Below are 12410 nucleotides of genomic sequence, written 5' to 3' on the forward strand. Positions count from 1 at the left end.
TTGCGCCCCATGCGGCGGGCGAACCGAGTACCGGCGTTCGCCGGGATGCCGACCAATCCCACTGTCGTCCGGGGTCGGATCGACGTCAACACAGTCGCCCATACATACCTTCCGGGCCCGGAGACGGTTCAGTGCGGTCCGGCACCGCGATGACGGTCATCGAGCCCGGCGCGACCTCGGTGAAACCCGCGTCGCGCACCGCGACCGCGGCACCGCGCGTCATCTCATCGACCAGCGACTTCCACCGGTCCGCATCCGCTTCCCGTACCGCGCAACGGAACTCACACCGCGACCACCGATAGACATGCTCCTCCGGCAGCGCGCCCGCCAGCAGCATGCTGGCATGTCCGACCTGCGCGGCGGCCTTGCCCAGTGTCATGCCGAGCTTCGAATTCACCCACAGCACAGGCAGATCGGGGTCGATCGGGCCGGGATCATCGTGTTCGAGATCGGTGCCGCCGATCTGAAGGCGCTTGATCCGCGGATCGATCGCACCTACCGGCCCGGGAACAAAGGCGCGCGCCTGCGCGCCGTCCACCTCGACAGTCAGCCCGTCCACCTCGTTCGCGGCCAGCCACTGCGCGCCGCGCGCCCGGCGAGCAACCTTGCGGATCCGTGACCGCTTCCACGCCAGGAACCGCTCCTCCCATTCGCCGCCGGGCCCGACCCGCCCGTCCAGGCAGAGCGCCACCGTGGCCGCCGCCGCGGCCGCCAACAGCGCGCTGCGGCGTGGCGGGTCGACCTTCGGGATGTGCAGCACCATCTGCATCGCCTGCACCATGGCGGGATCCTCGGGATCACCCAATCCACCGTAGCCACGGGCCAGTTCCGCGTGCCGGACGCGGAATCCTGCGACACCCGTATCTGTTTCACTGCCGTCCCGGACTCCGGCACCGCATTCCGGGGTACCTGTCATCACTCCACCTCGATCGTCAACGCTCACCTGCCGACGAGCGGCACCCGACGCACCCCGCCGTCGCGGGCGTCGGCGGCCTCCACCTCGTCGCGGGTGACGCCGAGGATGAACAGCACCGCGTCCAGGTAGGGGTGCGACAGCGCCGCGTCGGCGACCTCGCGCAGCGCGGGCTTGGCGTTGAAGGCAACGCCGAGCCCGGCCGCATTGAGCATGTCGATGTCGTTGGCGCCGTCGCCGACGGCTACCGTCTGCTCCATCGGCACCCCGGCCTCCGCGGCGAACTTGCGCAACGCCGTCGCCTTGAAGGCTCGGTCGACGATCTCGCCGACCACTCGGCCGGTCAGCTTGCCGTCCTTTATTTCGAGGGTGTTGGCCTGCACGAAGTCGAGTTCCAGTTCGTGCGCGAGCGGTTCGATCACCTGACGGAACCCGCCCGACACCACGCCACAGCGGAACCCGATCCGGCGCAGCGTGCGGATGGTGGTACGCGCGCCCGGCGTCAGCTCGATCCGGTCGGCGACCTCTTCGATCACCGATTCGTCCAGACCCTCGAGTGTCGCCACCCGCTGCCGCAGCGATTCGGCGAAGTCGATCTCGCCACACATCGCGGCCTCGGTGACCTTGCGGACCTCTTCCTCGACTCCGGCGTGCGCGGCGAGCATCTCGATCACCTCGCCCTGGATCAGGGTGGAGTCGACGTCGAACACGATGAGCCGCTTGGCCCGTCGCGCCAGCCCGGCCCGCTCGACCGCGACGTCGACCTGTTCGGCCACTGCGACCTCCGCCAGCGCGGTGCGCAGGCGCGAGTCGGTGTCGGTGCCGGTATCGGGCGCAGTAACCAGCAGTTCCATACCGGTCACCGGATAGTCGGCGATGCCGCGGATGGTGTCGATATTGGCGCCGATCGAGGCGAGCTGCCGCGACACCGAGCTGAACGCGTGCGCGGTCACCGGGCTACCCAGGATCACCACCGCGTGCGTCGACATCGGCTGCCTGCCGATCACGACGTCGACCTCCACGTCGACGTGCATACCGACGGTGGTCATCGCCTCTTCGAGCTCGTCCTGCAGCGCCTCGGGATCATGCGGGCAGGCGACCAGCACTCCGAGGGTCAGCCGGCCGCGAATGACCACCTGTTCCACATCGAGCAGGCTCACCTGGTGCCGCGACATCGTCGCGAGCAGCACAGACGTGACACCGGGGCGGTCGGGTCCGGTGACGGTGACGAGGACTGTGGTGTCGGCCAACTGATGCGCTCCAGTTCGATGTTTGCCGTCGCTGTGCTGGACCTCGTTGTCGCTGCGCTGACTGCATTGTCGCGTTGCTCCACAAACGAGTGTGCACCCGCTGGTCACCAGCAGGTGCACACTCGTCGCAGTGAAAGGCTACTTCTTTGCCAGGGCGCCTTCGTGCACCTCGGTGGCGTGCTTGCCCGCGCCCCAGCCGACGTGCGCCTCGGCCCGCATCCGATCCACCATGTGCGGGTAGTGCAGTTCGAACGCGGGACGCTCCGACCTGATCCGCGGCAGCTCGTAGAAGTTGTGCCGCGGCGGTGGGCAGCTGGTGGCCCATTCCAGGGAGTTGCCGTATCCCCACGGGTCGTCCACGGTGACGACCTCGCCGTATCGGAAGCTTTTGAAGACGTTCCAGACGAACGGCAGCATCGAGGCGCCGAGGATGAACGCGCCGATGGTGGAGATGGTGTTCAGCGTGGTGAAGCCGTCGCTGGGCAGGTAGTCGGCGTAGCGGCGCGGCATGCCCTCGGCACCCAGCCAGTGCTGCACCAGGAAGGTGGTGTGGAACCCGACGAACGTGGTCCAGAAGTGCCACTTGCCCAGGCGTTCGTCCATCATCCGGCCGGTGATCTTGGGGAACCAGAAGTAGATACCCGCGAAGGTGGCGAACACGATGGTGCCGAAGAGCACGTAGTGGAAGTGCGCGACGACGAAGTACGAGTCGGTGACGTGGAAGTCCAGCGGCGGGCTGGCGAGGATGACACCGGACAGACCACCGAAGAGGAAGGTCACCAGGAAGCCGATCGACCACAGCATCGGTGTTTCGAAGGTCAGCTGACCGCGCCACATGGTGCCGATCCAGTTGAAGAACTTCACCCCGGTCGGTACCGCGATCAGGAACGTCATGAACGAGAAGTACGGCAGCAACACGGCGCCGGTCGCGTACATGTGGTGCGCCCACACCGCGATGGACAGCGCGGCGATACCCAGCGTCGCGTAGACCAGCGTGGTGTAACCGAAGATCGGCTTACGTGAGAACACCGGGAAGATCTCGGACACGATGCCGAAGAACGGCAGCGCGATGATGTACACCTCGGGATGCCCGAAGAACCAGAACAGGTGCTGGTAGAGCAGAATGCCGCCGGTGGCCGGATCGTAGATGTGCCCGCCGAGGTGCCGGTCGTAGGCCAGGCCGAACAGCGCGGCGGTCAGCAGCGGGAAGGCAAGCAGCACAAGGACGCTGGTGACGGCGATGTTCCAGGTGAAGATCGGCATCCGGAACATGGTCATACCGGGGGCGCGCAGGCAGACGACAGTGGTCAGCATGTTGACGCCACCGAGGATGGTGCCCAGACCGGAGACGGCCAGGCCGAGGATCCACAGGTCGGCGCCGACACCCGGCGAGTGCAGGATGTCGGTCAGCGGCACGTATGCCGTCCAGCCGAAGTCCGCGGCACCGCCCGGGGTGATGAAGCCCGCGGTCGCCATGGTGCCGCCGAACAGGTACAGCCAGTAGCTGAACGCGTTCAAACGCGGGAAGGCGACGTCGGGTGCGCCGATCTGCAGCGGCAGCACGACATTGGCGAAGCCGAACACGATCGCGGTCGCGTAGAACAGCAGCATGATCGTGCCATGCATGGTGAACAGCTGGTTGAATTGTTCCGGCGACAGGAACTGTAGGCCCGGCCTGGCCAGCTCGCCGCGCATCAGCAGCGCCATCAGACCGCCGATGAGGAAGAAGCTCATCGCGGTCACCAGGTACATGACACCGAGGACCTTGGGGTCTGTGGTCGTGACCGCCTTGTAGAGGAACGAGCCCTTCGGCCCGGTGCGCGCCGGATACGGCCGAGTCGCTTCCAACTGAGGGACTGGCTTTGGCTCTACGGCAGTCACTGATCCTCCTGAAAGGTGCCTTTAGGTCGCTCCGCAGGCTCCGCTTCATGCATCGATCTCGGTGCTGAGACACACGACGGTTCGCTTGCGCTCTTGGAATCGTAAACCGTGCTGCCATAGCAGTCCGCACGGGTCCTACTCTCTGTCGTATTTCGTTGGTTCGCCGACACTGCCCTGCCCTGGTAATAAGGTCCGGCGGGCACCCCGGCGCGACCGATGAATTTTCCGTGCGGCGGACGTCTGAATCGGTGACAGGTGTTCCACCCCACGCCAGGAGATCACTCATGACAGACGACGCCACAACCAAGCCGGGCGACCCATGTTGGGTCGACCTGTATACCGCCGACCCCGACGGCGCCATCGCCTTCTACGGCGAGCTTTTCGGGTGGACAGCCGAGCGGGCCGACGACGAGTTCGGCGGCTACATCACCTTCCGCAAGGACGGCAAGGCCGTCGCGGGCGGAATGGGCAAGGTGGAGGGCGGTGTCGAGGGCCCCGACCAGTGGACGGTCTACCTCGCCTCCGACGACGCCAAGGCGACCGCCGACGCGGCGGTGGCGCACGGCGGCGTCGTCGTCATACCGCCCATGGACGTGGGCGACCTCGGCACGATGGCGGTCCTCGGCGATGTCGGCGGCGCGGGCATCGGCATCTGGCAGAGCGGCACCTTCGGCGGCTTCGAGACCCTCGGCCTCGTCACCGGCGGCAAGTGGAGCGAACACGCGGGCGCCCCCTCGTGGTTCGAGCTGCACACCCGCGAGTACGAGGCCTCGCTCGACTTCTACCGCGACGTATTCGGCTGGCAGGACCCGTTCACCATCTCGGACACACCAGAATTCCGCTACACGACCATCCATTCGACCAGCCCGATGCTCGGCGGCGTCATGGACGCGACGGTGCACCTGCCCGAGGGGACACCGGCGGGCTGGACCGTGTACTTCGGCGCCGAGGACGTCGACGCGACGGCCGCGAAGGTCGTCGAACTCGGCGGCACGGTACTGGTCCCCGCGATGGACTCGCCGTATGGACGCATGGCGGCGGTGGCCGATCCGACAGGCGCGCGGTTCAGTATCGGCGGTGACAACGCCTGAGTCACGCCGCAGCCCGAGCACTGCCGCGCGGAATTCACTCCGAGGGGTTTCCGCGCGGCAGTGTGTCGTGATGGCCTCGCACCGAGCGCTCGGCGACGCATGTACCCTCACCCGCATGCCGGTGAGCGCCCTTGTTCGCACCCGAAACCACATGGACTCCACCCGATACGGCAGGCTGGGCCGTATCGGCGCGGCGGTTGCCGCGCTGTGCGCCGCCGTTCTCGTCGCGGGCTGCAGCAGCCAGACCGACAACGCGAGCTCGATCGTGCGCACCACGACGAATATCGCGGGCGCGGGTGTGGTCGGGCTCGAACGCGACACCACGACAGCCTGCCCACTGCCCAGCACACCCGATTCGGCGAGCGGCACTCATACCGTCACCCACGCGGCAGGCGTCTCCGAGGTGCCCGCCGACCCGCAGCGCATCGTCGTGCTGACCACCTCGGCGCTGGACGCGGCCTGCGCGCTCGGTCTCTGGGAGCGTGTCGTCGGCGCGACCACCGACGAAGGACCGGCGCCGCACCCGGCCTACCTCGGCTACGGCGTCAACAAGATCCCCGCCATCGGCTCGGCCACCCAACCCGACCTCGCCAAGATCACCGAACTGCACCCCGACGTGATCATCGGTGACCTGCCTGCGGGCACAGCGAGTTTCGACGCGCTGCGCGCGATCGCGCCCACCGTCCTGGTCGGCACCACCAGCGGCTGGCAGGCCGAATTCGCCGGGCTCGCAGCGGGTCTCGGACGCGGCAATGCCGCCGCCACCGCACTGGAGAACTACCGCACCGAGGCCCGCGACGCCGGTAACACGGTCGCCGCCAACCAAACTCAGGCCTCGGTCGTCCGGTTTACCGCCGATCAAAAGCAGGTCCAGGGCAGCAACAGCTTCGCGGGCGCGGTACTCGCCGACGCCGGCGTGCAACGCCCCGCCGTCCAGCGCGGCCCGTCCTATGACATCGGCTCGGGCGATCTCGGCAAGGCCGAGGGCGACCTGATCTACGTGATCTTCGCGGGCGAAGCAGGAAAGAAGCAGGGCGAAACCACGCTGCGCAGCGACCAGTGGAAGGAACTCGGCGCCGCCACCGACCACCGCGTGTTCGCCGTCGAGGACAGCATCTGGCACGGCGACGGCCTGACCGCCGCCCGCGCCCTGCTCACCGACATCCGCACCACCCTCAACGGCTACGTCACCGACTGAGACAGCGCCGCGGTCCGGTTCAGACCCGGTCGCCGAACACCCGCCGCGTCGCATGAACGAGCAGAGCGCGCAGCAACGCATCGACAGGATCTGTGGGCGTCGATTCGTTACCGGGCACATAATGCGGCATCGGCTCCGTCATATTTGCAATCCCCCTCGGTGGCCACGATTGCCTCACTCCCCGATGGACAGCCAAGGTCAGCCCGCCCCAGGTAGAAACAACTCGGCCCCCGAACCCGTACTCGACGGGCTCAGGGGCCGATGTTGTGAAATATATTGGTGCTCGGGATTATTCGGAGCCGAGCTGGCGGGCCAGTGCCCAGATCACCAGGACGTCGATGGCGATGATCACCAGCGCCCAGAACGGGTAGATCGATGCGAACAGGAAGTTGTCCAGAATGCTGATCGACGCCATCACGATGCCTGCCAGGTAACCCCAGCTCCTGCCGGTGACGACGCCGATGCCCGCGATCACCATGAGCACCGCGATCACCAGGTGTAACCATCCCAAGGTGGAAACGTTGACCAGGAACACCTGCTCCTCGGTCACCACGAAGATATCGCGTCCCGCGATGGCGGCGATGGCCGTCAGCAGGTGCAACAGGCCGGTGAGCAGGATAAGGACACCCGCGAAGATCGTCATATCATTGAGCGCCGGACGTGTCGGGATCGAGCCGGGACTGGTCATAACTCACACACTCCTTCCGAAACGCGTGGTACTGAACGGCCACAAGGTAACCCGTTGGGTGCCCGAATCGAGGGAGCGCGGCGGCGGGTCGCGCTGAGCGCAAACCGTCGCGCCGACCCGGGACCTCGACAGCGGTCCCGAACCCGGATCGGAGGCCGCCAGCGGGCAAACCATCGGCGACCGAGTGGAGTGCATCGGGACCGCTGCGCCGGCCCCGTGACGCGTGACGGAGAATAGGTCCCGCACGCGGTGGTCATCGGCGTATCTGCGCCATAGCGACAGCCCCCGCTGCGACACAAGGTGTTGTGCTGCATGGACTTGTCACCCACTAGGAGTAGTGTTCAGTGCGTAGCAATTCCGTGACGGCAGCGTGCTCGGGAAGGGTGTGGAGGCAGGATGAAACTGATCGATCGGGTGTCGGCGATCAACTGGAATCGGGTGCCCGACGAGAAGGATGCCGAGGTCTGGGACCGATTGACCGGCAACTTCTGGCTGCCCGAGAAGGTGCCGGTGTCCAACGACATTCCCTCGTGGAACACCCTCACCGCCGACGAGAAGCAATTGACCATGCGGGTCTTCACCGGCCTGACGCTGCTGGACACCATCCAGGGCACCGTCGGCGCGGTGAGCCTCATCCCGGACGCGCTGACCCCGCACGAAGAGGCGGTGTACACCAACATCGCGTTCATGGAGTCGGTGCACGCCAAGAGCTACAGCTCGATCTTCTCCACGCTGTGCTCCACCCGCGAGATCGATGACGCGTTCCGCTGGTCGGAGGAGAACCGAAACCTGCAGCGCAAGGCCGAGATCGTGCTGGGGTACTACAACGGCGAAGATCCGCTCAAGCGCAAGGTGGCGTCCACCCTGCTGGAGAGCTTCCTGTTCTACTCCGGCTTCTACCTGCCGATGCACTGGTCGTCGCGAGCCAAGCTCACCAACACCGCCGACATGATCCGCCTGATCATCCGGGACGAGGCCGTGCACGGCTACTACATCGGCTACAAGTACCAGAAGGGCCTGGAACTGGTCTCCCCGGCCGAGCGCGAGGAGCTGAAAAACTACACCTTCGAGCTGCTGTTCGAGCTCTACGACAACGAGGTCGAATACACCCAGGACCTCTACGACGAGGTCGGCCTCACCGAGGACGTCAAGAAGTTCCTGCGCTACAACGGCAACAAGGCGCTGATGAACCTCGGCTACGAAGGCCTGTTCGCCAAGGACGAGACCGACGTGAACCCCGCCATCCTGTCGGCCCTTTCCCCCAACGCCGACGAAAACCACGACTTCTTCTCCGGCTCCGGCTCCAGCTACGTGATCGGCAAGGCCGTCAACACCGAAGACGAAGACTGGGACTTCTGAGCTACACCGACAAGTGCGGCGGCGGCGGATTTATCCGCCGCCGTTTTGCGTTGTGCCGACTGTGGTACCCACGCGCAACGCTTGCCTTGACACCGGCGACAACGTTTAGCGTTGCGGTGACGGTCGCTCGGAGGAGGTCGGATGCTGATCGGTGAACTGGCGGAGCTGGTCGGAACGAGCACCCGCACATTGCGGTACTACGAGCAGCACGGGCTGGTACAGGCGCGGCGCTCCACGAATGGATACCGGGTCTACGACGAGGCAGAACTACAGGTCGTTCGTAAGATTCGGGCACTGCTCGAGACCGGGTTCGATCTCGCCGATATCCGTCCCTTCGTCACCTGCCTGCGGAATGGAAACGATTCCGGCGACGTGTGCCCGGACTCGGTCGCCGTGCTGCGGCGCAAGCTCAGCGAAGTGGATGACGCTCTCGCGCGTTTGAGCGCCGTACGGGATCAACTCCACGACCAGCTCACCGACGCGATGACCACGCGACGTCCGCCCGCCTGCGAATTCACATAATCACCTGCCCACCAATTGGTCTCGCATAGACCGGCGGCCGGCCACCGAGGCCCGCTTCACGCGAGGAGCGCCCATGAAGTTTGCGATCAGTTACAGCACGCCTTATTACGGTGCCGATCCCGACCGGATCATCACCTTTGCCAGGCATGCCGAGGATTGTGGTTTCGAGGCCATATATGTGCCGGAGCACATCGCGGTGTATCCCGGTGCGAAGGTGGGGGACCACGAAATCCCCTCCGAGTTGCCGTATCCGGACCCGCTCGACTGCTTGACCTTCGTCGCCGCGGCCACACAGCGGATCCTGCTGGGTACCGGTGTACTGCTGCTGCCGTATCGCCACCCGGTCATCCTTGCCAAACGTCTCGCGACCATCGATGTGTTGTCGCGCGGACGGATGCGCCTATTGACCGTCGGGCTCGGCACTTTGCCGGGTGAGGCCGAGGCGATGGGAGTGGACTACAGAACCCGAGGACGTCGTGCCGACGAAGCGATCGACGCAATGCGCTTGCTGTGGTCTGGTGGTGCAGACGGTGTCAGCTACAAGGGCGAGTTCTTCGCCTTCGATAATCTGGTCAGCTTCCCGAAACCCTATGGCGTGACTGATTTGCCGATCCATGTCGGCGGATCCAGCCGCGCCGCCGCGCGCCGGGCCGGCCTACGCGGCGACGGCTACTTCCCCGGCGGCGTCATGGGCCCCGACGAGCGTGCAAAGCAGATGGATATCGCGAGGGCGGCAGCCGTCGAGGCGGGTCGTGACCCGTCAGCGCTGGAGTGCACGCGCTGGGGATCGATCGACATGCCCCCCGAACGTGTCGAGGGTCTGGCCGCGCAAGGTGTGACACGAATCGTCGTCGGCGCCGATCCCGACCGGGCGCTCGACCAAATGTCCCAATTCGCTGAGCGATTCGGCCTTCATACCGGTATCGGCAATTCGAACGACCGCGGCTGAGCCGTAATCGTTTGCGGCGCATCCTCATCACGGAACCCCCGTCACAACCGAGGCCCCGGCAGCGTAGCCGCCGGGGCTTCGGCCTTGCATCCGCCGACCGGTCGAGCGGTGAACACCCCGCCATAACCGAGTTCTAGCTACCGAGGGGGATTCCTGCATGTACCGACAATGCCGCGCGCCCTCAGATCTGGAGGATGAGCTTGGCTGTGGTGAAGTAGATGATCAGGCCGGTGGCGTCCACCAGGGTGGTGACCATCGGCGCGGAGACGACCGCGGGATCGATCCGCAGCTTCTTCGCCAGCAGCGGCATGGTGCCGCCGATGGTGGCGGCCCAGCCACAGATCAGGACCAGCGTGATGCCGACGACCAGGGCGATGCGCGGACCGACGAACATCGCGCCGATCACCAGACCTGCGGCGGCCAGCAGCGATCCGAGCACCAGCCCGACCAGGCATTCCCGCCAGATCACCTTGAACAGGTCCGCCACTCTGACCTCGCCGACAGCCAGCGCACGCACACACGCGGTGGCGGCCTGCGCGCCCGCGTTGCCGCCCGCCCCGATCAGCAGCGGGATGAATAGCGCGAGGTGCGCGGCCTGCTCCAGAGTGCCCTCGAAGAAGTCGGTCACGCTCACCGTGAGGGTCGCCGCAAAACAGCAACAGCAGCAGCCACATCGCCCGATAGCGGGCCAGCTGGAACACCCCGGCGGCCATGTAGTGGCCCTCCCACGGCGCGGAACCCGCTTGACGTGCGACGTCCTCGCTGTCGGCGGCCTCGATCACCTCGACCGCGTCGTCGATGGTGAGCAGCCCGACCAGCCGGTCCTCGCTGTCCACCACCGGCAAGTTGATGTCGTTGGTCTCGCGCATCAACCGGGCGGCCTTCTCCGCGGAATCGGTGGCGCGCGCGAAGGCGGGCTCGGTGACCACCAGGTCCGATACCATCGTCTCCGGCTTGCTGAGCACCAGCTCGCGCAATTCGACGATCCCGGTCAGGCGCCTGCCCGCGTCGACGACGGGCAACGTGTACACCGTCTCGGCGTTGCCGCCCTTCGCCCGCACCATGCCCAGCGCCTCGGCGACGGTCAGGTCGCGCGGCAGCGCCACCACCTCGGGCGTCATGTACTCCGACACCGGCCGCCAGGGCCGCCCCCTGGATGACTCGGCCGAAATCGACGCCGAGTCGAGGTTGTCTATCACTATTCATACGGGTTTCAACATGGCACGCAGCGCCTGTCACGTCCAGCGAGTTCCCTTCCGGTGCGTCGTCGTGTGACCCAGCCGTCGAAGTCCATCGCCGGGGGACGTCCACCGGGCCGGCCTTGCGCTTTCGCTACATGCACCGATCGGAGAAGACCAGTAGGTTTGTTGTGGCTGGTTCGTTTTACATACGAAGGAGATATCTGTGCGCTTCGGCATCTTCATTCCGCAGGGTTGGCGGCTCGATCTGGTCGGCATCGACCCCGCGGCGCAGTGGGAGGTGATGCGTGATCTCGCCCAGCGCGCCGACGCGGGCGACGCGTGGGAGTCGCTGTGGGTCTACGACCATTTCCACACCGTCCCCGCCCCCACCGAGGAGGCGACGCACGAGGCATGGACGCTGATGTCGGCCTTCGCGGCGACCACCTCGCGCATCCGCTTGGGCCAGATGTGTACCGCGATCAGCTACCGCAACCCGGCCTATCTGGCGAAGGTCGCGGCCACCGTCGACCTGATCTCGGGCGGCCGGGTGGAGATGGGTATCGGCGGCGGCTGGTACGAGCACGAGTGGCGCGCCTACGGCTACGGCTTCCCGTCGGCCGGCGAACGGCTCGGCCGCCTCGACGAGGGCGTGCAGATCTTCCGGCAGGCGTGGACCACCGGCACGGCCAGCCTCAACGGCAAGCACTACCAGGTCGACGGCGCCATCGTGCGTCCACTCCCGGTGCAGGAGGGCGGGATTCCGCTTTGGATAGCGGGAGGCGGAGAGAAGAAGACGCTGCGCATCGCGGCGAAATACGCGCAATACACCAACTTCAGCGGTAATCCGGACGACTTCACCCACAAGTCCGAGGTGCTGCGCGCGCACTGCGCCGACGTCGGCACCGACTTCGACGCGATCGTGCGCACCTCGAACTTCAACGTCGCCATCGGTGCGACCGAAGCCGAAGTCGAAGAGCGCCTCTCGACCCTGACCGCGCGCCTGACCCCCTTCATCGGCGCCGACCAGGCCAAGACCCACGTCGACGACGTGTACCGCGGCACCGCCGCCGTCGGCACCCCCGAGCAGATCATCGAAAACCTCGGCAAGGTTCGCGATCTCGGCCTCGGCTACGCCATCCTCAACTTCCCCGAAGCCGCCTACGACACCTCCAGCATCGAACTCTTCGAACGCGAGGTGGTCCCGGCCCTGCTCTGAAACGCGGAAGGGGCGACCTCCGTGTGGACGTCGCCCCTCGCGACGGTTTGTCATAACTGGACGGATCATCGCTCCCGGCCGAGGTCGCGTCCTCGCTCGTCCCGTCCCTCGAACGACCTGTGGCGCTTCCGACAGCGACTTGAGATCTGTTCGCAATTCCGA

At 66.1% G+C, this 12410-nt stretch carries 12 protein-coding genes and 1 pseudogene; 6 read left to right on the forward strand and 7 right to left on the reverse strand.

All coding sequences use genetic code 11. The annotated features are described in order from the left end of the window. Positions 1 to 85: 85 nt before the first annotated feature. The 3 genes from ACV7NQ_RS03865 to ctaD all read right to left on the reverse strand — a co-directional run bounded on the left by ACV7NQ_RS03865 (position 86) and on the right by ctaD (position 4044). Positions 86 to 916, reverse strand: a complete 831-nt coding sequence (locus ACV7NQ_RS03865) for a peptidyl-tRNA hydrolase (protein ID WP_463358347.1) — start codon at positions 914 to 916, stop codon at positions 86 to 88. A 23-nt stretch (positions 917 to 939) separates the two neighbouring features. Continuing rightward, on the reverse strand, positions 940 to 2163 hold the full coding sequence (gene serB / locus ACV7NQ_RS03870) for a phosphoserine phosphatase SerB (protein ID WP_463358348.1): 1224 nt from the start codon (positions 2161 to 2163) through the stop codon (positions 940 to 942). A gap of 138 nt (positions 2164 to 2301) precedes the next feature. Further along, positions 2302 to 4044, reverse strand: coding sequence for an aa3-type cytochrome oxidase subunit I (ctaD, locus tag ACV7NQ_RS03875; protein ID WP_463358349.1), 1743 nt, complete (start codon positions 4042 to 4044; stop codon positions 2302 to 2304). A 284-nt stretch (positions 4045 to 4328) separates the two neighbouring features. Between ctaD and ACV7NQ_RS03880 the strand changes: the two genes are divergently transcribed. Further along, the gene (locus tag ACV7NQ_RS03880) at positions 4329 to 5135 is read left to right on the forward strand and encodes a VOC family protein (protein ID WP_463358350.1); all 807 of its coding nucleotides are present in this window, start codon (positions 4329 to 4331) and stop codon (positions 5133 to 5135) included. A 151-nt stretch (positions 5136 to 5286) separates the two neighbouring features. Continuing rightward, positions 5287 to 6333, forward strand: a complete 1047-nt coding sequence (locus ACV7NQ_RS03885; RefSeq protein WP_463365526.1) for an ABC transporter substrate-binding protein — start codon at positions 5287 to 5289, stop codon at positions 6331 to 6333. A gap of 19 nt (positions 6334 to 6352) precedes the next feature. Here ACV7NQ_RS03885 and ACV7NQ_RS03890 read toward each other — a convergent pair whose 3' ends face one another. Continuing rightward, entirely contained in the window at positions 6353 to 6475 is a 123-nt protein-coding gene (locus tag ACV7NQ_RS03890) for a hypothetical protein (RefSeq protein WP_463358351.1), read from the reverse strand. A gap of 147 nt (positions 6476 to 6622) precedes the next feature. Further along, positions 6623 to 7021 carry a DUF7144 family membrane protein gene (locus ACV7NQ_RS03895; RefSeq protein WP_463358352.1) on the reverse strand — a complete coding sequence of 133 codons (399 nt, stop codon included), beginning with the start codon at positions 7019 to 7021 and terminating at the stop codon, positions 6623 to 6625. Positions 7022 to 7417: 396 nt separating this feature from the next. On the opposite strand from ACV7NQ_RS03895, the gene nrdF reads away from it, so the two are divergent. The 3 genes from nrdF (at position 7418) to ACV7NQ_RS03910 (ending at position 9851) form a co-directional block, all read left to right on the forward strand. After that, positions 7418 to 8380 carry a class 1b ribonucleoside-diphosphate reductase subunit beta gene (nrdF, locus tag ACV7NQ_RS03900; protein ID WP_463358353.1) on the forward strand — a complete coding sequence of 321 codons (963 nt, stop codon included), beginning with the start codon at positions 7418 to 7420 and terminating at the stop codon, positions 8378 to 8380. 141 nt (positions 8381 to 8521) lie between these two features. After that, on the forward strand, positions 8522 to 8902 hold the full coding sequence (locus ACV7NQ_RS03905) for a MerR family transcriptional regulator (RefSeq protein WP_463358354.1): 381 nt from the start codon (positions 8522 to 8524) through the stop codon (positions 8900 to 8902). Between the two features lie 73 nt (positions 8903 to 8975). Beyond that, a complete protein-coding gene (locus ACV7NQ_RS03910) occupies positions 8976 to 9851 on the forward strand; it encodes an LLM class F420-dependent oxidoreductase (RefSeq protein ID WP_463358355.1) in 876 nt (291 codons plus the stop codon). Positions 9852 to 10032: 181 nt separating this feature from the next. Here the strand turns inward: ACV7NQ_RS03910 and ACV7NQ_RS03915 are convergent, their stop codons facing one another. Next, complete coding sequence (locus ACV7NQ_RS03915; RefSeq protein WP_463358356.1) at positions 10033 to 10485, reverse strand: magnesium transporter; 453 nt, start codon at positions 10483 to 10485, stop codon at positions 10033 to 10035. Positions 10486 to 10687: 202 nt separating this feature from the next. Continuing rightward, a pseudogene (locus ACV7NQ_RS03920) lies at positions 10688 to 10972 on the reverse strand (CBS domain-containing protein); the annotation flags it as partial. Positions 10973 to 11255: 283 nt separating this feature from the next. Between ACV7NQ_RS03920 and ACV7NQ_RS03925 the strand changes: the two are divergent. Next, the gene (locus tag ACV7NQ_RS03925) at positions 11256 to 12248 is read left to right on the forward strand and encodes an LLM class F420-dependent oxidoreductase (protein ID WP_463358357.1); all 993 of its coding nucleotides are present in this window, start codon (positions 11256 to 11258) and stop codon (positions 12246 to 12248) included. Positions 12249 to 12410 lie beyond the last annotated feature (162 nt).

The organism is Nocardia sp. Tas62D01, assembly GCF_055232035.1.